At 66.6% G+C, this 17,763-nt stretch carries 14 protein-coding genes and 1 tRNA gene; 11 read left to right on the forward strand and 4 right to left on the reverse strand.

Going from position 1 to position 17,763, the window contains the following annotated elements; translation table 11 throughout:
- Positions 1 to 292 precede the first annotated feature (292 nt).
- Together IE122_RS04945 and IE122_RS04950 are read left to right on the forward strand one after the other, a co-directional pair.
- Positions 293 to 1,159: an N-acetylmuramoyl-L-alanine amidase family protein gene (locus tag IE122_RS04945; protein ID WP_189619996.1), complete on the forward strand. Its 867-nt coding sequence runs from the start codon at positions 293 to 295 to the stop codon at positions 1,157 to 1,159.
- A 50-nt stretch (positions 1,160 to 1,209) separates the two neighbouring features.
- Positions 1,210 to 3,762 carry a penicillin-binding protein 1A gene (locus IE122_RS04950; RefSeq protein WP_229813769.1) on the forward strand — a complete coding sequence of 851 codons (2,553 nt, stop codon included), beginning with the start codon at positions 1,210 to 1,212 and terminating at the stop codon, positions 3,760 to 3,762.
- 17 nt (positions 3,763 to 3,779) lie between these two features.
- Here IE122_RS04950 and IE122_RS04955 read toward each other — a convergent pair whose 3' ends face one another.
- Positions 3,780 to 4,814, reverse strand: coding sequence for an ABC transporter substrate-binding protein (locus tag IE122_RS04955; RefSeq protein ID WP_189619997.1), 1,035 nt, complete (start codon positions 4,812 to 4,814; stop codon positions 3,780 to 3,782).
- Between the two features lie 72 nt (positions 4,815 to 4,886).
- Complete coding sequence (locus IE122_RS04960) at positions 4,887 to 5,276, reverse strand: hypothetical protein (RefSeq protein WP_229813771.1); 390 nt, start codon at positions 5,274 to 5,276, stop codon at positions 4,887 to 4,889.
- Positions 5,277 to 5,445: 169 nt separating this feature from the next.
- Between IE122_RS04960 and efp the strand changes: the two genes are divergently transcribed.
- The 4 genes from efp (at position 5,446) to IE122_RS04980 (ending at position 7,684) form a co-directional block, all read left to right on the forward strand.
- Positions 5,446 to 6,009 carry an elongation factor P gene (efp, locus tag IE122_RS04965; protein WP_189619998.1) on the forward strand — a complete coding sequence of 188 codons (564 nt, stop codon included), beginning with the start codon at positions 5,446 to 5,448 and terminating at the stop codon, positions 6,007 to 6,009.
- Positions 6,009 to 6,407: a hypothetical protein gene (locus IE122_RS04970; RefSeq protein WP_189619999.1), complete on the forward strand. Its 399-nt coding sequence runs from the start codon at positions 6,009 to 6,011 to the stop codon at positions 6,405 to 6,407. The genes efp and IE122_RS04970 overlap by 1 nt, the downstream gene beginning before the upstream one ends.
- Positions 6,408 to 6,450: 43 nt before the next feature.
- Positions 6,451 to 7,269, forward strand: a complete 819-nt coding sequence (locus tag IE122_RS04975) for an inositol monophosphatase family protein (RefSeq protein ID WP_189620000.1) — start codon at positions 6,451 to 6,453, stop codon at positions 7,267 to 7,269.
- Between the two features lie 327 nt (positions 7,270 to 7,596).
- A tRNA-Leu gene (locus tag IE122_RS04980) sits at positions 7,597 to 7,684 on the forward strand.
- 13 nt (positions 7,685 to 7,697) lie between these two features.
- On the opposite strand, the gene IE122_RS04985 is transcribed toward IE122_RS04980, so the two are convergent.
- Complete coding sequence (locus tag IE122_RS04985) at positions 7,698 to 8,396, reverse strand: glutamine amidotransferase (protein ID WP_189620001.1); 699 nt, start codon at positions 8,394 to 8,396, stop codon at positions 7,698 to 7,700.
- 527 nt (positions 8,397 to 8,923) lie between these two features.
- On the opposite strand from IE122_RS04985, the gene IE122_RS04990 reads away from it, so the two are divergent.
- Entirely contained in the window at positions 8,924 to 10,258 is a 1,335-nt protein-coding gene (locus tag IE122_RS04990; protein WP_189620002.1) for a M20 metallopeptidase family protein, read from the forward strand.
- Positions 10,259 to 10,288: 30 nt separating this feature from the next.
- On the opposite strand, the gene IE122_RS04995 is transcribed toward IE122_RS04990, so the two are convergent.
- Positions 10,289 to 10,804 (reverse strand): hypothetical protein, encoded by a 516-nt coding sequence (locus tag IE122_RS04995; RefSeq protein ID WP_189620003.1) that lies wholly within the window; start codon positions 10,802 to 10,804, stop codon positions 10,289 to 10,291.
- A gap of 255 nt (positions 10,805 to 11,059) precedes the next feature.
- Here IE122_RS04995 and IE122_RS05000 point away from each other — a divergent pair, with 255 nt between their 5' ends.
- Genes IE122_RS05000 through IE122_RS05015 form a run of 4 tightly spaced genes read left to right on the forward strand, consistent with a single transcriptional unit; the run spans position 11,060 to position 17,739 of the window.
- Positions 11,060 to 12,445, forward strand: coding sequence for a TIGR03013 family XrtA/PEP-CTERM system glycosyltransferase (locus tag IE122_RS05000; protein ID WP_189620004.1), 1,386 nt, complete (start codon positions 11,060 to 11,062; stop codon positions 12,443 to 12,445).
- Complete coding sequence (gene prsK, locus IE122_RS05005; protein ID WP_189620005.1) at positions 12,445 to 14,586, forward strand: XrtA/PEP-CTERM system histidine kinase PrsK; 2,142 nt, start codon at positions 12,445 to 12,447, stop codon at positions 14,584 to 14,586. Before IE122_RS05000 ends, prsK begins: the two co-directional genes overlap by 1 nt.
- On the forward strand, positions 14,586 to 15,950 hold the full coding sequence (prsR, locus tag IE122_RS05010; protein WP_189620006.1) for a PEP-CTERM-box response regulator transcription factor: 1,365 nt from the start codon (positions 14,586 to 14,588) through the stop codon (positions 15,948 to 15,950). The genes prsK and prsR overlap by 1 nt, the downstream gene beginning before the upstream one ends.
- Positions 15,951 to 15,975: 25 nt before the next feature.
- A complete protein-coding gene (locus tag IE122_RS05015) occupies positions 15,976 to 17,739 on the forward strand; it encodes a tetratricopeptide repeat protein (protein WP_189620007.1) in 1,764 nt (587 codons plus the stop codon).
- Positions 17,740 to 17,763: the final 24 nt, after the last annotated feature.

Below are 17,763 nucleotides of genomic sequence, written 5' to 3' on the forward strand. Positions count from 1 at the left end.
TTTCATGTTTCGCATCAACCTGTGGGTTGCCGGTGAAACCACCGGCCATATGACCAGTCCGATCGCCCGGCGATCCGCCGGCGCCGCGGCTGCGGCGTGTCCGGGACGGAAGATGCGAGGGCCTTGTCGACCTGGAATTGCGCGGACTAGCATTCATGGTCCGCTGCGGCAAGTTTATTGCCGGATTTCGTTCTAGTGCCACATGGTTAGCGTTTCGTTGCGCTTCAATGGGGGAAACTGCGCCGGTGCGGATTGTCGGGACCGGAATGGGTCAATAGGGATGGGGCCGCCTATGTCGCGCCGCCTGTCCCTGTTCGCCGTACTCGCCACGCCGCTGGCGGTGTTGGCGCTGGTGTTCGCCGTCAACCGGGATTTCTGGATGGCGAAGGATGGCGATGGCTACGTAATCCGGTTCGACATGCCTTCCGCGGACGCCCCGGTGGACTTGCCCGATGTGGAGGGGCCGGCGGATTCCAGCCGGCCGCTGGTCGTCATTGACGCCGGCCACGGCGGCTTCGATCCCGGTGCCGGCAATGCGGGCTTGCGCGAAAAGGACGTGGCCTTGGGCGTGGCGCTCGCGGTGCGCGACCGGCTGGTCGAGGAAGGCGGCATCCGCGTGGCTCTGACCCGCGACAACGATCGCTTCATCGCGCTGGCCGATCGCCCGGATATTGCCCGCCGGCTCAACGCCGACCTGTTCGTGTCAATCCATGCCGACAGCGCCGAGAACGATACCGCGCGCGGGGCCAGCGTCTATGTCCTGTCGGAAAAGGGATCGAGCGAGGCGGCGCAGCGCATCGCCGCGCGGGAAAACGGCGCGGGGCAGGTGAACGGCGTGCCGCTGGCGAACAACGACGCAGCCGTAGGCGCGATCCTCCTCGATCTGTCGCAGCGCAACGCGCAGGCCGGGTCGGCGCAGATGGGGAGACTGTTGCTGCGCGAACTGCAGGGCAACGTGGGTCTGCACCGCGACACCGTGCAGACCGCCGCGCTGGCGGTGCTGAAAGCCCCCGATATCCCGTCGATCCTGTTTGAGACCGGCTATATCAACAACGCCGATGACGCGCGCATCCTGACATCGCGGGCCGGGCGGGCACAGATCGCCGATGATCTGGCGCGCGCGATCCGGGTGTTTTTCGCCAGGAAAGCGGGTGCGTGACCCATGCCGTCTGGTCTTGCCCGAATACCCCGTGCTAGAGGCGTGCCCCGATGACTGACGCACCCCATAACGGCGGCCGGAACGGCAGCGACGACGCCGGCGAGTTCGAGGGCAGGGACGGCTCGTTCCGCATTCGCCGCGATGCCGGAATGCTGGGCGCGGTGCTGGCTGCCTGGCGTTCGCGCCGCTGGCTGCGGCGGCTGGGCTATCTGGCGCTGGCGGGGCTCGTGGCGTTCACCGGCTTCTGGATCGTCCTGACCAAGGATCTGCCCGATGCGTCCTCGCTGCTGAAATACCAGCCGCCGCTGCCGACCATCGTGCGCGACGGTGATGGCGCGATCGTCTACAGCTATGCGCGGGAACGGCGCGTGCAGTTGCGCTTCGTCGATTTCCCGCGCCCGCTGATCAACGCTTACCTTGCGGCCGAGGACAAGACCTTCTGGACCCATGGCGGTGTCGATTACACCGGCCTTGCCGGGGCCGTGGTCGATTACGTATCGAAGCTGGGCGGCGGCGGACGCGCCAAGGGCGGGTCTACGATCACGCAGCAGGTCGCCAAGAACATCCTCATCGGGGATGAGTATTCGGTCACCCGCAAGCTCAAGGAAATGGTTCTGGCGCGCCGGATCGAGGGCGTGCTGACGAAGCAGCAGATCCTCGAGCTCTATCTCAACGAGATTCCGCTGGGCCGGCAAAGTTTCGGCGTCCAGGCTGCCAGCCGCGCCTACTTCGGCAAGGACGTCGGCGATCTGGCGCTCTATCAGGCCGCTTTCCTGGCAATCCTGCCCAAGGCCCCCGAAAAGTACAGCCGCGCCAAGTACGAGCCCGAGGCCATTGCCCGGCGCAATTACGTGCTGGACCAGATGGTGAAGAACGGCTGGGCGACCCCGGCCGAGGCGGCGGACGCCAAGGCGCAGCCGCTCGGGCTGATTCCGCGCCAGTCGGAAAGCTGGAACCCGGCTGTCAGCTATTACGTCGAGGAAGTGCGCCGGCAGTTGATCGACCGCTACGGCGAGACCGCCGAGAACGGCCCGAACAGTGTTTACGCAGGCGGCCTGTGGGTACGCACGTCGCTGGATATGCCAATGCAGGACGCCGTTCGCGATGCGTTGCGCGCTGGGCTGTTGCGCTATGCTTCGGGCAAGGGGTGGTCCGGGGCGATCGCCCATATCGACGATATGACGAACTGGCAGACCCAGTTGATCGTCGCCAGCAAGACGATCGATTACAAGGACTGGCGCGTCGGCGTGATCCTGTCCGCCGGGGGCAGCACCGGCCAGCTCGGCTTTGCCGATGGCAAGACGGTGGCGCTGACCGGTATTCCCGACCGCGCGCGGGTGGGTGACCTGATCGTCGCCGCGCCGGTGTCGTCCGACACCTGGAGCGTGCGCACGATCCCCGAAGTGGCCGGCGGCATGGTGATGGAACAGCCCGCGACGGGCCGGGTGCTGGCGATGCAGGGCGGGTTCGATGCCGGGCTAGGCTCGTTCAACCGCGCCACGCAAGCGATGCGTCAGCCGGGATCGACGATCAAGCCGTTCGTCTACGCGACCGGGCTGGATAACGGCATGACCCCGGCCAGCCAGGTGCTGGACGGCACCTTCTGCGTCTATCAGGGCGCTAACCTCGGTCAGAAGTGCTTCCGCAACTTCGGCGGGGGCGGCGGCGGGGTCCACACCATGCGCTGGGGCCTTGAACAGTCGCGCAACCTGATGACGGTGCGGATCGCCAACGAAGCCGGCATGCCCAAGGTGGTCAGGACGTTCCGCAACGTCGGCATCGGCGAGTATCAGGCATACCTGTCGTTCGCACTGGGCGCGGGCGAGACGACCGTGCAGCGGATGGTCAACGCTTATGCCTCGCTCGCCAACAACGGCGTGCAGTACTCGGCTTCGCTGATCGACTATGTTCAGGACCGCAACGGCAAGGTCATCTGGAAGTCGGACAACCGCAAGTGCGATGTGTGCAACATGGCCGAGTGGGACGGCAAGCCGATGCCGCGCATCCAGCGCGTCGGCAAGCAGGTGCTGAACCCGGAAACCGCCTATCAGGTGGTCCACATGCTGGAGGGCGTGGTGACGCGCGGTACGGCGGTGCGGCTGCGCGATCTGAACCTGCCGCTGTTCGGCAAGACCGGCACGACCAGCGGCCCGACCGACGTGTGGTTCATGGGCGGTAACCAGGACTACGTGGGCGGGGTGTACCTCGGCTATGATACCCCCCGGTCGCTGGGTGGATATGCGCAGGGCGGCACGTTCGCGGCCCCGATCTTCAAGGACGTGGTGCAGGCCACGCTGCCGCGCTGGAGCCACCAGCCGCTGATCGCGCCGCGCGGCATCCGCATGGTGCGGATCGACCGGGTAACGGGCAAGCAGGTCACCGGCGTGGAGCCGGGCAACGATCCCAAGGCGGCCGTGATCTGGGAAGCCTTCAAGGCCGATACCGAACCGCGCCAGTACACCGCCGTCGACGAATTCACCCGCCGCCGAGACGCGCTGGTCGCCGAAATCCGCGACGCGCAAGCCGCCCGTGATTCCGCCGCCAACGGCGGGTCTGACGTCGAGACGGAAAACTTCGCCGAGGAGCAGGGCGGGGTTTACTGAGCGGGTTGCTTGGACTGCTATCCGGTGGTCACCTCGGTTGCAGGAGCGACCAGCAGGGGGAAGCTGCCGTGCAGCGCGCCGTGGTCTTGCACTGAAAAGCCCAGCGTGGTGCCCTTTCCACCCATCGCCGCCGGCAGCGGGGGCAAGTGATCCAGCGCGTGGCGCAGGCCGAGGCGGCTGGGCTCTACGGCCATCGCCAGCGCCTGCGCGATGATCCGTCCCAGATCGTGGCCAAGCGCGCAGAGCGCGGGATCGGCATCGGGCGGCAACGCGGCATCGGCCATGAGCCGATTGCCGCCGCCGATCGTCTCGAAGCGATACCACGCACTGTCGCGGCGGGAAGCGAGGGGCAGCGCGGCCCACGCGCTGGCATTCATGATCGCGGGGCCGCGCCAGTCGGTGCGCTTCAATGCCGCCACCAGCGCAGGTGCCTGCCCGCCGGTGCCAAGATGAACCAGCGCATCGGGCTGAGCGCCGAGTGCAGTATCGATAGCAGCCGCCGCTTCGGCTGACGTCGCGCCACTGGCCGCGATCGTCGTCGCGGCGATGTCCGCTGCCTGTGCTGCCGTGTGGAGATGGCGCAGCATGCGGGTGCCGGATGGTGTGGGCTCGTACAGCACCGCCACGCTGCGGCCGCCGTGCGCGGCGAGGTGGTCGATCATCAGGCCGGGTTCAAGTTCGTGGCTGCCGGTAGGCAACTGGAACATCCATCGACCTCTGGCGCGTGCGGTGTCAGCCCAGTTGATCGTCGGCACGCGCAGGTCGTCCGCCAGCGCGGTGGCGACGATGGCGTTATCGGCCAGAGACGGGCCGATGATGAGCGATACGTCCTGATCGGCCAGTTCGCGAAAGGCGCGCTCCACCGCTTCCGCCGTGCCAGTGGGCAGCCCCAGCGCATAGGCATAGATCAGCTCGACCTCGGCCGCCGTTTCGTCGCGATCGGCGAGGGCGCGGGCGATCCATTCCGCCGGGTCGAAACTGCTCGGCCCCGGATCGGCAAGGTCGGCGGCATCGTGAAGAAGGCCGATCCTGACCCGACGGCGTGACGTCATTACCGGCTCCCGAGCATTGTCCTTGCGCTGGGAGGAATGATCGACGCGGCCAATGGCTGCATGGCGTAGTGGTTAGCGCATCGGCCCGGACAGCACGCAGCGCACCGCGCTGGGCTTTCCCGCAAGGTCAAGCAGTTGCAGCCGCGCGCGGGACACCCGACGGAACCGCGAACCGTTGAGCGGGCCGCCGGTAAGAGTAACGATATCGTCGGTCAGCAGATAGCTGCCGGCCTTGCCGTTCTGCTTGTAGTTGGAGCCGTTGACGATCGAAAACGCGAGGTCTTTCTGCACGATCCCGACCGCGCCGGTGACGTCGCCCGGCGTCTCGCAGGTGTAGCTGCCCTTTGCCAGCGTGCCGATCCGGCCACCTGCCACCGGCGGCGGCGTATCGGCCGCTGCGAGACCGGGAGCGGTGGTGGCCGCGAGCGCGAGGAGCGGCAGGATGGGCAGGGGGCAACGCATCGTCGCTTGCTAGCACCGCCGTACCGCCGTTTCCACCATATTGCGACATGCCCTTTGCCGCTGGCGGCCAGCCTGGCGATTGCAACGCGGTCGCTGCTCGGCTAAGGGCGCTGGCGTTTCGGGCCGTTCACCGGTCCGTCAGGCTCTTTCCCATAGCAAGGTTCAACCCATGAAGATCAGCGGCGTCGACATCCGTCCCGGCAACATCCTGGAATACGAAAAGGGCATCTGGAAGGTGGCCAAGACGCAGCACACCCAGCCCGGCAAGGGTGGTGCCTTCATGCAGGTCGAGATGAAGAACCTGATCGACGGCCGCAAGACCAACGTGCGTTTCCGCAGCGCCGACACGGTCGAGAAGGTTCGCCTCGACACCAAGGATTTCCAGTTCCTCTACACCGAAGGGGAACAGCTCGTGTTCATGGACATCGAGACTTACGACCAGATCCAGCTCCCCGCCGACCTGCTTGGCGATGCCGCCGCATTCCTTCAGGACGGCATGCAGGTGCTGCTCGAACTGTGGGACGAACGCCCGATCTCGGTGCAGTTGCCCGAACACGTAGAAGCCACCATCGTCGAGGCAGATGCGGTGGTGAAGGGGCAGACCGCCTCGTCCAGCTACAAGCCCGCCGTGCTCGATAACGGCGTGCGCGTGATGGTGCCGCCGCACATCGAAAGCGGCACGCGCATCGTCGTCGACGTCTACGAACGCAGCTACTTGCGAAAGGCCGATTGATGCAGCGTATCCCCGTCATTCTGTCCGGTGCCGTTGCGGCGGCGCTGGCGACTGCTCCGGCACTGGCCGCGCCCGCCAAGAAGCCCGCGCCTGCAGCCGCTGCTGCGCCAGGCAAGGCAGCGCTGGAACACGCCGTCGCCTACTTCAAGGTCTTCGTCAGCGCGATGGAGGCCAAGGATGTGCCCGAGCCGGTCAAGCAGACCCTGATGGGGTGCATCTACAGCAATCCTTTCGGCAAGATCGCCACCGGCATCGATACCATCATGAACCAGAACGCCGGAAAGCTGGATCGCAGCAAGCCGAACGATGTGTTCAACGTGCTGGTGCGCATCTGTGGATACAACGGGCCGACCAACGCGCCCGCTCCTGCCCCCGCACCAGGTGCTGCGGGCCGCTGAGCCGGATCCGGCTTCGGCCGCATAGAACAGAAAGCAGATTTTCATGGCCATTTCCGGTCTTATCCGCGTCATGGAGAAGGCGGCCCGCAAGGCGGGCGGCAAGCTCCGCCGCGATTTCGGCGAAATCGAACATCTTCAGGTCAGCCGCAAAGGCCCGTCCGATTTCGTGTCCAAGGCCGATCAGGCAGCCGAGCGCATCATCTGGGACGAATTGCGCGTTGCGCGGCCGGGCTGGGGCTTCCTGTTCGAGGAAGCCGGCGAGATCGAGGGCGAGCCCGACAAGCCGCGCTTCATCGTCGATCCGCTTGATGGCACCACCAACTTCCTGCACGGCATCCCGCACTTCGCGGTGTCGATCGCGGTGCAGGAGCCCCGCCTCGATGGACGCGGCTGGGGCGATATCATCGCCGGGATCGTCTATCAGCCGGTCACTGACGAGAGCTTCTGGGCCGAAAAGAGCAGGGGCGCCTGGCTGCAGGACAAACGCCTGCGGGTATCCTCGCGCCGCCACCTCGATGAAAGCGTGATCGCCACCGGCATCCCGTTCCAGGGCCACGGCAATGCCGGCCAGTGGACCAGGATATATCACGCCCTGGCACCCAGCGTGGCGGGCATCCGCCGGTTCGGCTCAGCCGCGCTCGATCTCGCCTGGGTTGCCGCCGGGCGCTACGAAGGGTTCTGGGAGGCTGATCTCAAGCCCTGGGATACCGCAGCCGGTGGCCTGCTCGTGCGTGAGGCGGGCGGCTTCGTGTCCGACTGGAAGGGCCGCTCGCAACCGGTTTGTGATACGGAAATCCTCGCCGGTAACGACGCGCTGCATTCGCGGCTGCACAAGCTGCTGGTCAACGCGCTCAAGGATTGACCTTTCGGCAGTGCCTGTTGGTGTCCGGCGCGAATGCCGTGTGCCCGGCCGGGTTCCGCTGATCGGACATGTCGGCTTCAATCGTCATTGCGAACCTGCGCAGGTCGCGCGGCGATCCAGGACAGTACAGACCGCCCTGGATCGCCGCGCGACCTGCGGTCGCTCGCGATGACGAAGAAGGGGGCGAGTAGACAGGATGCGCTGTGATCTTTGGCAATCGCGAAAGTGTTCCGGCGTGCACTTCACGGCTAGAAATCGGGCAAAGGCCTCTCTATAGGCGCAGGCAGCAGGCTTTGATGCGGTCGCTCGGCGGACCGCAACCGGCATGCGGGTGTGGCGGAATGGTAGACGCAGCGGACTCAAAATCCGCCTCTGAGTAATCAGAATGTCGGTTCGAGTCCGACCACCCGTACCAGCCTCAACTTCGCTCAGTTCAACTGTGAAAGCCACGCGCCGATCATGGCGCGCCCGGCTGCAACGGCTGCCGGACCCAGCGCATCGTGGGTTTCGCGCAGCGCCAACGGGCAGCCGCCGGCGTCGATCACGGCATCGGGCCACTGCTCCAGCCAGGCGTCGAATCGCGGGTCTTCGCCCATCTCGGCGTGGAACTGCAGCGCCAGCACATTGCGCCCGCGCCGGAACGCCTGGTGATCGTAAGCGCTGGTGGAGCCCAGCATCTCGACACCATCCGGCCGGGTGAAGGTATCGCCGTGCCAGTGCAGCACTGGCACCGCATCGATATGGCTCAGCGGATTGTCCGCCACCGAGGTATCGACACTGACGGGGTGGAAGCCCACTTCCTTGGTGGCACCGGGATATACCGTGGCACCCAGCGCGCCGGCGATCATCTGCGCGCCGAAGCATACGCCAAGCGTCGGCCGGTCTGCCATCAGCCGGAGCGACAGCCGGCGCATCTGGCAGGTAATCCAGGGGTGAGCATCCTGCTCGTAGACCCCCATCGGCCCGCCCATCATGATCAGCAGGTCAGGTTCGCGCAGGTCGAGCGAGGAAAATTCGGGGTCGGTGACATCGACCCGTGACACGCTGTAACCCGCAGCCTCAATCGGCTGGCGGTACCCGGCGACCCCTTCGTGGGGAACGTGACGGATGATGAGAGCGGTTTTCACTGCAGAGGAATATGCCATGAGATTTCGAGCCGGGCGACTGTCTCGCGCGCGGTTTTCCACGCGCGAGACGGGTTGCGGACTATAGGCCAAGCCTTTCCCAGAAATCGCGGGCGGAGCCACCGAGCCGGCCGGACATGGCGGCTGCATGGCCGGTTGCCGCGCGCCAGCTCGGGTGGGGGAGCCGGTCGTTCGGCTGTCGGGCCGCGCGCAGCACGCGCGATCGGACAGGCGGGATGGGGGCGTTCAGAGGCGAGACTGAGGGCATTTTCGTATCTCCTGTCAAAGGAGCACGAATCCAGCGTGGTACCTGGGTATCGTGCGCTTTAGCGGTTGGTTTCGCGGAGCAAGCTGACGAGCATCAAAAGCCGCGGCCGGTGGGCGAACCCCACCGACAGGTTTATATCTACTGATTTGATCGAGATTTTCCAATCAGGGTTTCTTGTGCCGCTGTCAGAAAAACTTGAGCGGCGCTGTTTCGTCGGTTGCGGGCGGTTGCCGCCCGGCCAGCCGCGCCATAGACTGTCGCGATGCGCATCCTTCCACCGGCCCTTGGCCTTTTCGCCGTCCTGATTCCGCTGTCCGGCACCGCGGCCAATGCCCCGCCGCCGCTGGCCGAAGCGATCGCCGCCGACATGCCCGGCCTGATGACGACGTATCGCGATCTGCATGCCAATCCTGAACTGAGCGATCAGGAATTCCGCACCGCCGCCGTGCTCGCCGCTGCGGCGCGCAAGGCGGGGTTCACGGTGACCGAGAAAGTGGGCGGAACCGGAGTGGTCGCGGTGCTGCGCAACGGGCCGGGGCCGACCGTGCTGATCCGTACCGACATGGACGGCCTGCCGGTGGTGGAGCAGACCGGGTTGGCCTTTGCCTCCACCCGGCGCGCGGTGTCATCCGCCGGCGTGGAAAGCGGGGTGATGCACGCTTGTGGCCACGATACCCACATGACCGCGTGGATCGAGACCGCCCGGCAACTGGCGGCGCGCAAGGCGCAGTGGTCCGGGACGGTGGTGATGATCGGCCAGCCGGCCGAGGAAGTGGGCACCGGCGCACTCGGCATGCTGGGGGCAGGGCTCTACACCCGATTTCCCAAGCCGGACTTCGCGCTGGCCATCCACGATTCGGCCTCGCTGGCAGCGGGCACGGTCGCGGCGGCCAAGGGCTGGGCGCTTGCCAATGTCGATTCAGTGGACGTGCTCGTCCACGGCGTCGGGGGGCATGGAGCCTATCCGCAGACCACGAAAGACCCGATCGTATTGGGCAGTGCCATCGTCATGCGGCTGCAGACCCTGGTCAGCCGCGAGCGCGATCCCGGCGATCCGGTGGTGGTCACGGTCGGAGCGTTCCATGCCGGCACCAAGCACAACATCATCCCCGACGAAGCGCGGCTGCAACTGACCGTGCGCAGCTATTCCGACGAGACGCGCCAAGGCTTGCTGGACGGCATCGCCCGCATTGCCCGGGGCGAGGCGATAGCCGCCGGACTGCCCGATGCGCTGATGCCGCAAGTGACGGTCAAGGACCCGCACACCCGTGCCACCTGGAATTCGCCCGAGCTGGCGCAAAAGGCGCTGGACTGGCTGACTCCGGAGCTTGGGGCGGACCGCGTCTCGGTCTCTCCCGCAGTCATGGGCGGCGAGGATTTCGGGGAATACCGGCGGGCCGATACCGATCATATCCAGTCGGTGATCTTCTGGGTCGGCGGCGTGCCGGCGGAAAAGATGGCCGCCGCAGCCGCCGGCGGGGCACCGCTGCCGTCGCTCCATAGCCCGTTCTGGGCTCCCGAAGCGGAAAAGGTCATCGCCACCGGTGCCCAAGTGCTGACGTCTACGGCGATGCGGCTGATGCAGAAGGGCGGATAGGTGTGACGAAGTTGCGCGGGCGCTCTGGTGTCAGCGGCCTTCGCCGGAGCCCGATCGCGCGCGGGACTGGGCGAGCATCTGGGCGATCTCGTCGGCGCTGGGCGGGGCGGCGGTTTCGGCTTTCGCGCCGGGTCTGCGGCGCTTGGGATCAGCGTCGGCGGCGCTTGCCATGGCGATCTGGTGCGCCACCTCCTGGCTGACTGCCCCGGCGCGGCCGCTGGCACTGTCGATGTAGCTGTTGAACGATCCGCCGAGGTTCCCGCCACCCGATACGTTGGCGACCATGTTGTCGCCCTGGCCCATGCTGTCGACGTAGGTCCAGCTATGGTGTTCGGCGGTCTGGATGGAATTGCTGCCCTTGCCCGAAACGGCAAGGTCCACCTTGTCCGGGCCCGGTTTGGTTTCGGCGGCTTGCGAGGCCTGGACTTGCGCGTCATTGCCGCTGGCAAACATTGCCAGCACCCCGGTGAGCACCAGCGTGCCGACCGCGAAGTGGCGGAAGATGCCGAGGTTGCCCCCGGCCGGGCGTTTCGTCGCGCGTTTCATGGGATGTCGATTTACGCCGCCCAGGTTAACTCTCTGGCCGGGCAGGATGGTTAATACGGCCTTGCCTAGCGGTCACCGCACGCGACGGCCTCTGCAAGCGACCTGTAAGCCGGGCCGACATCTTGCCCCGAAATCCGTCTGGTACCGCGTAAAAGCGCGGAGGGGGCGCTGTCAGATTTACCGACATTTTACGCCTTTGCCCTAGGCAGGGAACGATCCGCCGGAAACGGCCAGGAAAGTTGGTAATTCTCGGCGATGATCCGTCTGTTCAAACACTATATCCCGCATTCGGTCGTCCTGCTGTGGCTGGTCGATGTCCTGCTGCTGGTCTGCGCCAACGAGATTTCGTGGCGGTTGCGGGCCGGCCAGATCGGGATGGAGGCGGGCGAGTTCACCTCGCGCATGGGGGCGCATGCTGCCTTTGCCGCCGTGATCGTGATGGCGATGGTGGCGGTCGGGGTCTACGGGACCGATGCCCTGCGCTCCATCCGCTTTGCCGCAGCGCGGCTCTTGGTGGCGATTTCGCTCGGCGTCATCGCCCTGTCATTCGTGGACTTTCTGGTGCGCGGGCAGACGTTCTGGCGTTCGACGCTCGCCTATTCGATGGCGATCGTCATCGTCCTTCTCATCCTCAACCGGGCGCTGCTCAGCGGTTTTCTCGGCACGTCTGCGTTTCGCCGGCGGGTGCTGGTGCTGGGGGCGGGGCGGCGCGCCCAGCGGCTGCGTGATCTAGGTAACCGGCCGGAAAGCGGCTTCGCCATCGTCGGCTATATCGGCATGAGCGAGGCGGCTCCGATGGTGGAAGAAGCCATTGCCCGTTCGGCGATCCACAACCTCACCCGCTATGTCGAGAACCTGGGCGTCAGCGAGGTGGTGCTGGCGCTGGAAGAGCGCCGCAACGCGCTGCCGCTCAAGGACCTGCTGCGGATCAAGACCGCCGGTGTCCACGTCAACGAATTCTCCAGCTTCCTGGAGCGCGAGACCGGCCGCGTCGATCTCGATACGGTCAATCCGAGCTGGCTGATCTTTTCGGACGGGTTCTCTTCCGGCCGGGCACTGTCGAGCGCGGCCAAGCGGATTTTCGATATCGTCGTGAGCGGGCTGCTGCTGCTGCTGACCGCCCCGGTGATCCTGCTGTTCGCGCTGCTGGTGAAGATCGACAGCAAGGGGCCGGCCTTTTATCGCCAGCAGCGCGTGGGCCTGTTTGGAGAGAACTTCAACGTCCTCAAGCTGCGCTCCATGCGCACTGACGCCGAGGTCAACGGGGCGCAGTTCGCGGCGGAGAACGATCCGCGCGTCACCCGCATCGGCCGGTTCATCCGCAAGGTCCGGATCGACGAGCTGCCGCAGGCGTGGTCCGTGCTGAAGGGCGAGATGAGCTTCGTCGGCCCGCGTCCCGAGCGGCCCGAATTCGTCGCCGATCTCGAAGAGCATCTGCCCTACTATGCCGAGCGCCACATGGTGAAGCCGGGCATCACCGGCTGGGCACAGATCAATTATCCCTATGGCGCGTCGCTGGAGGATTCCCGCAACAAGCTGGAATACGACCTCTATTACGCCAAGAACTACACCCCGTTCCTGGACCTGCTCATCATCCTCCAGACCCTGCGCGTGGTGCTGTGGAGCGAGGGCGCACGCTGATGATGCATGCACCGGGCCTGTTCTGGAGCAAGCTGGGCGTCGCGCTTGACCTGACCGGTGCCATTGCGCTGGCCAGTCTGGCGCTATGGCTGTGGCCGCGCCGCAACCGGTTCGGCGATGTCGGCCCCGGCATCCTGTGCGCGCTCGCCATTACGGCATTGTGGTGCCTGGCGATCGCGGCGTTGCCGATCGGCGCGCCGGGCCGCGATCTGGTGACGTTTGCGGAAAGCGCGCGCAACCTGTCGTGGCTGGTGGTGATATACCAGCTCTTCGCCGACGATGGCCGCAATTCCAGCCTCGCGCCGATCCGTCCGGTGATCTACGCGCTGGTCTTCGTCGAACTGCTCCACTTCGGGATCGAGCTCAGCCTGTCGCGCGTGGGCATGAACGAGCAGGTGCAGCGCATCGCCTTCGAATTCAACGTGATGTTCCGCCTGCTGGTGACGGTGGGCGGGCTGGTGCTGGTCCATAACCTCTACGCCGGCGCGTCGCGCGATTCGCGCCCGGCACTGCGCTGGCCGACCATCGGGCTGGCCGGGCTCTGGGCCTTCGACCTCAATCTTTACACCATCGCCTACTTGGCCGCGCACTGGCCGGCCGAGATCGCCGCGCTGCGCGGCCTTGCCGCGATAGCGCTGGCGGGGTTCTTCGCCATGGCGGCGGCGCGCAATGCCGAGGACTTGCGCATCCGCCCGTCACGCGCGGTCACGTTCCAGACGTTCTCGCTACTGGTCATCGGCTTCTATCTCGTGGCCATGGTCGCGGTGGCGCAGTGGCTGTCCTATGCCGGCGGCAACTTCGCGCGGCTGATCGAGCTGGCATTCCTGACCTTGGCGAGCGCCATCGCGCTGGTCGTGCTGCCGTCGCGCCGGGTGCGCGGCTGGCTCAAGGTCATGCTGGCCAAGCACTTCTTCCAGCACCGCTACGATTATCGCGAGGAATGGCTGCGCTTCACCCGGACCATCGGTAGCGGCGGGGCCGAGGCGATGCCGCTGGGCCAGCGCGTGGTGCAGGCCATGGCCGACGTCACCGACAGCCCCGCCGGGCTGCTGCTGTGCCCCGGTGAACACGGTGACCTGACGCTGGCGGCGCGGTGGAACTGGAACGACATCGACATTCCGGCCGGTGCCATCTCGGCTGCGGCGACGACTTTCTTCGAGCGTACCAACTTCATCACCGATCTCGACGACTGGCGCGCCCAAGGCCATGCGGCCGAGCGCGAGATGAGCGGCGGGCTGACCGTTCCCGCGTGGCTCCTGGCGGAGACGCGCGCGTGGGCGCTGGTGCCGCTGGTCCATTACGAGCGGCTTGTCGGCCTGGTCGTGCTGGCCCGGCCGCAAATGGTCCGCAAGTTCGACTGGGAAGATTTCGATCTGCTGCGGGTCATCGGCCAGCAGCTCGCCAGCTACCTCGCCGAGAATGCGAGTCAGGAAGCGCTGGCCGAAGCCAGCCGGTTCGACGATTTCCACCGCCGCATCGCCTTCGTGATGCACGATATCAAGAACCTGGCGAGCCAGTTCAGCCTGCTCGCGCGCAATGCCGAACTGCACGCCGAAAAGCCGGAATTCCGCGCCGACATGCTGGTGACGCTGCGGGCCTCATCCGAAAAGCTCAACGCTCTGATCGCGCGGCTTTCACGCTACGGCAACGGCGCGGTGGACAAGCTGGAGGAAGTGGCCGGCGAACAGGTTGTCCGCGCGGTGATGCAGCGGTTCCACGCGCGACCGCAGGTCGTGCTGACGCAGTGCGAACCGCTGGCGATCACCGCCAACGCGCATTCGCTGGAGCAGGTGCTCGTCCATCTCGTCCAGAACGCCATCGACGCCAGCCGGCCGGACAGCCCGGTGTTCGTCTCGCTGACCGCCGACGGCCTTGCCGCGCGGTTCGAGGTGATCGATGCCGGGTCCGGCATGTCGCCCGAATTCGTCCGCACGCGACTGTTCAAGCCGTTCGTGTCCACCAAGAGCGGCGGGTTCGGCATCGGCGCATTCGAGGCGCGCGAACTGGTGCGGGCGATGCGCGGGCGGCTCGATGTCGAATCGCGCGAAGGGCTGGGCTCGCGGTTCGTCGTGCGGGTGCCGCTCGCCGCTCCCGGCCGGCTCGTCGACCCGACCATTCCAGAAGACCAGAAAGTAGCGTGATGACCGAGACCCGCCCCAAGCTGCTCGTCGTCGAGGACGATGCCGGCCTGCAGGCCCAGCTCAAGTGGGCTTACGAGGACTTCGAAGTGATGATCGCGGGCGACCGCGCCAGCGCGCTGACCCTGCTGCGCGCGGAGATGCCCGATGTCGTCACCCTCGATCTCGGCCTGCCGCCGGACCCGGACGGCACCTCCGAAGGCTTCGCCGTACTGGACGAGATCATGGCGCTCAAGCCCGACACCAAGGTGATCGTGGCGAGCGGCCACAATGCGCGCGAGAGCGCATTGCAGGCGATCGCGCGCGGCGCTTACGATTTCTACCAGAAGCCCGTCGATATCGACGTGCTGGGGCTGATCGTGCGCCGGGCCTTGCAGGTCCATCGGCTCGAAGAGGAAAACCGCCGGCTCGCCGCCCGCATCGAGAAGGACGACAAGGTGCTGGGGCGGATGATCACCGCCGCGCCCGAGATGATCAAGGTGGCCCGCACTATCGAGCGGGTGGCCAACACCAAGGTTTCGGTGATGCTGCTGGGCGCGAGCGGGACCGGCAAGGAACTGCTGGCGCGCGGCGTCCACGAGGCGGGCGATCGGGCCAAAGGCGCGTTCGTGGCGATCAACTGCGCGGCGATCCCGGAAAACCTCCTTGAAAGCGAGCTGTTCGGGCACGAGAAGGGTGCGTTTACCGGCGCGGTCAAGACCACCCAGGGCAAGATCGAGCAGGCGGCAGGGGGCACCCTCTTCCTGGACGAGGTGGGCGACATCCCGCTGCAGTTGCAGGTCAAGCTGCTGCGCTTCCTGCAGGAACGGGTGATCGAGCGCATCGGCAGCCGCGAATCCATCCCGGTCGATACCCGCATCGTCTGCGCCACCCATCAGGATCTGGAAGCGATGATCCGGGACGGGCGGTTCCGCGAGGATCTGTTCTATCGCCTGGCCGAAATCGTCGTGAAGATACCCAGCCTGGCCGAGCGTCCGGGCGATGCCACCTTGCTCGCGAAGGCATTTCTCACCCGCTATGCGCGCGAGATGAACCCGCGCGTGCGCGGTTTCTCTTCCGAAGCGCTGACCGCGATCGATGCCTGGGGCTGGCCCGGTAACGTGCGCGAGCTGGAAAACCGGGTGAAACGCGCCGTCATCATGGCCGACGAAAAGCTGGTCAGCGCCGCCGATCTCGATCTGGGCGAGCCGGACCAGCAAGTGGTCAACGCGCTCAACCTTAAGACCGCGCGCGAGGCCGCCGATCGCAAGGTGATCCGCCACGCGCTGGCCCGCAGCGAAGGCAACATTTCCAGCACCGCCAAGATGCTCGGTATCAGCCGGCCCACGCTCTATGACCTGCTCAAACAGTACGACCTGCAATCCTGACCCCGCCGCGCGCAGGCGCAGCCGGATGAAGGCGGCGGGGGCTGCCCTGGGCCTGCTGGCGCTGGCGGGCAGCGCCGTGGCCGGACTGGCCGACCAGCCGGGACGGCAGAAGCTGGTCGACGAGGCACGCGCGGCAATTGCGCGCGGGGACGGCATTGATGCCGAAATGAAGCTGCGCGCCGCCATGCAGCAAGGCGCGAACCGGCAACAGGTCGCCGCCTACATGGGCGAGGCCTATCTGGCTCAGGAAAACCCCGACAAGGCCCGCGTCTGGCTCGGCAGCCACGATTTCACGCCCCAATCCGCCGCAGCGGGCTGGCGGGCGCTGGCGGCGCTGGAAAAGCTGGACGGCAATCTTCCCGCCTCCGGCCGGGCCTATGACAAGGTTCTGGCGCTGACGCCGAACGATCCGACGCTGTGGGTCGATATCGGCAGGCTGCGCTATGCCGGGGGCGAACACGCGCTGGCGATCGACGCCGCCCGGCGCGCCTTGCAGCTTGGCCCCGGCAACGTCCGCGCGCTGGAGTTCGGCGGGCAGTTGGTCCGCGATCGCTATGGCCTGGCGGCGGGCACGCCGTGGTTCGAGCGGGCGCTGATGCGCGACAAGGACGATGTCCCGGTGCTTCTGGAATACGCCGCGACGCTGGGCGATCTGGGGCGCAATGCCGAAATGCTGACGCTGACCCGGCGGGTCCTGCAGCTCAAGCCGAAGAACCCGCGCGCCTTCTATCTGCAGGCGGTGCTGGCCGCCCGTGCCGGCAACTACGCAATCGCGCGCAGTCTGCTGGGGCGCACGCGCGGCAGGCTGGACGGGCTTCCGGGCGTGATGCTGCTGCACGGCGTCGTCGAGCTGGCGGCGGGCAATTATTCGGCCTCGTCCGAAGCGCTGGAAAAGCTGTTGCAGGCGCGGCCGGACAACCAGCAGGCACGCGAATTGCTGGCGCGGGCGATCTATCTAGGTGGCCAGTACCGCTATGCGACGCTGCGCTTTGCGCCCGATCTGGCGCGCGAAGATGCCTCGCCCTATCTCCTTACCACCGTGGCCCGCGCTTACGAGGCGCTGGGTGATCGGGCCAAGGCCGGTGCGTTGCTCGATCGCGCCGCATTGCCGGTGCGGGCGGTGCTGCGGGTCGATTCGCTGGGTAGCGAGGCCGGTGCTCTCCTGAGTCAGGGCCGCGCGCACGGCGCGGCGGATGTTGCCGAAGCCGATCGTGCCCGCGATCCCGGCTTCTACGATACTTCCGCCATCGCCGGCGATGTCCAGCTTGCGCTCGGCAATGCCAGGGGTGCCGAGGCGCTCTATGCCACCGCTGCGCAGATACGGATGCCCGAGAGCCTGTTCCAGCGCCGGTTCGAAGCGATGGTGCTCTCGGGCGATCTGAAAGGCGCTGGCACGCTGGTCGACGCCTATCTGCGTGAGAATCCGACAAGCCGGGCCGGATTGCGCGCCGCCGCGTGGCTGGCGCTGGGTGCCGGAGATGCTGCCCGCGCCCGCGCAATCCTCGGCTGGCTGCGCGACAACGGTGGCCAGCGCGATGTGCAGCTTCTCTCCGACCTTGCCGTCCTCGCCGCCGGAAGCGGCGATGCGCAGGAGGGAGAGGTCGATGCCCTGACCGCCTACCGCCTACAGCGGGCCAGCCCGCTGGCGGCGCAGGCGCTGGCCTACACCCTCGCCCGGCAGGGCCAGCGCGGCAACGAAGCCGCCGACCTGCTCGCCAAGGCCCGTGCCATGACCGGAGGCACACCGATCACCGCTGCCGCCTATGCTGCGCTGAAGCCGGCGGGTTAGGCGCGGCTTTCTCGATGCGAACGG

The organism is Novosphingobium colocasiae, assembly GCF_014652555.1.
Taxonomy (GTDB): domain Bacteria; phylum Pseudomonadota; class Alphaproteobacteria; order Sphingomonadales; family Sphingomonadaceae; genus Novosphingobium; species Novosphingobium colocasiae.

Excerpts from the sequence above, each read along its gene's own strand:
- IE122_RS04945 (WP_189619996.1), top strand. The coding sequence starts at position 293 with ATGTCGCGCCGCCTGTCCCTGTTCGCCGTACTCGCCACGCCGCTGGCG.
- IE122_RS04950 (WP_229813769.1), top strand. The coding sequence starts at position 1,210 with ATGACTGACGCACCCCATAACGGCGGCCGGAACGGCAGCGACGACGCC.
- IE122_RS04955 (WP_189619997.1), bottom strand. The coding sequence starts at position 4,814 with ATGACGTCACGCCGTCGGGTCAGGATCGGCCTTCTTCACGATGCCGCC.
- IE122_RS04960 (WP_229813771.1), bottom strand. The coding sequence starts at position 5,276 with ATGCGTTGCCCCCTGCCCATCCTGCCGCTCCTCGCGCTCGCGGCCACC.
- efp (WP_189619998.1), top strand. The coding sequence starts at position 5,446 with ATGAAGATCAGCGGCGTCGACATCCGTCCCGGCAACATCCTGGAATAC.
- IE122_RS04970 (WP_189619999.1), top strand. The coding sequence starts at position 6,009 with ATGCAGCGTATCCCCGTCATTCTGTCCGGTGCCGTTGCGGCGGCGCTG.
- IE122_RS04975 (WP_189620000.1), top strand. The coding sequence starts at position 6,451 with ATGGCCATTTCCGGTCTTATCCGCGTCATGGAGAAGGCGGCCCGCAAG.
- IE122_RS04990 (WP_189620002.1), top strand. The coding sequence starts at position 8,924 with ATGCGCATCCTTCCACCGGCCCTTGGCCTTTTCGCCGTCCTGATTCCG.
- IE122_RS04995 (WP_189620003.1), bottom strand. The coding sequence starts at position 10,804 with ATGAAACGCGCGACGAAACGCCCGGCCGGGGGCAACCTCGGCATCTTC.
- IE122_RS05000 (WP_189620004.1), top strand. The coding sequence starts at position 11,060 with ATGATCCGTCTGTTCAAACACTATATCCCGCATTCGGTCGTCCTGCTG.
- prsK (WP_189620005.1), top strand. The coding sequence starts at position 12,445 with ATGATGCATGCACCGGGCCTGTTCTGGAGCAAGCTGGGCGTCGCGCTT.
- prsR (WP_189620006.1), top strand. The coding sequence starts at position 14,586 with ATGACCGAGACCCGCCCCAAGCTGCTCGTCGTCGAGGACGATGCCGGC.
- IE122_RS05015 (WP_189620007.1), top strand. The coding sequence starts at position 15,976 with ATGAAGGCGGCGGGGGCTGCCCTGGGCCTGCTGGCGCTGGCGGGCAGC.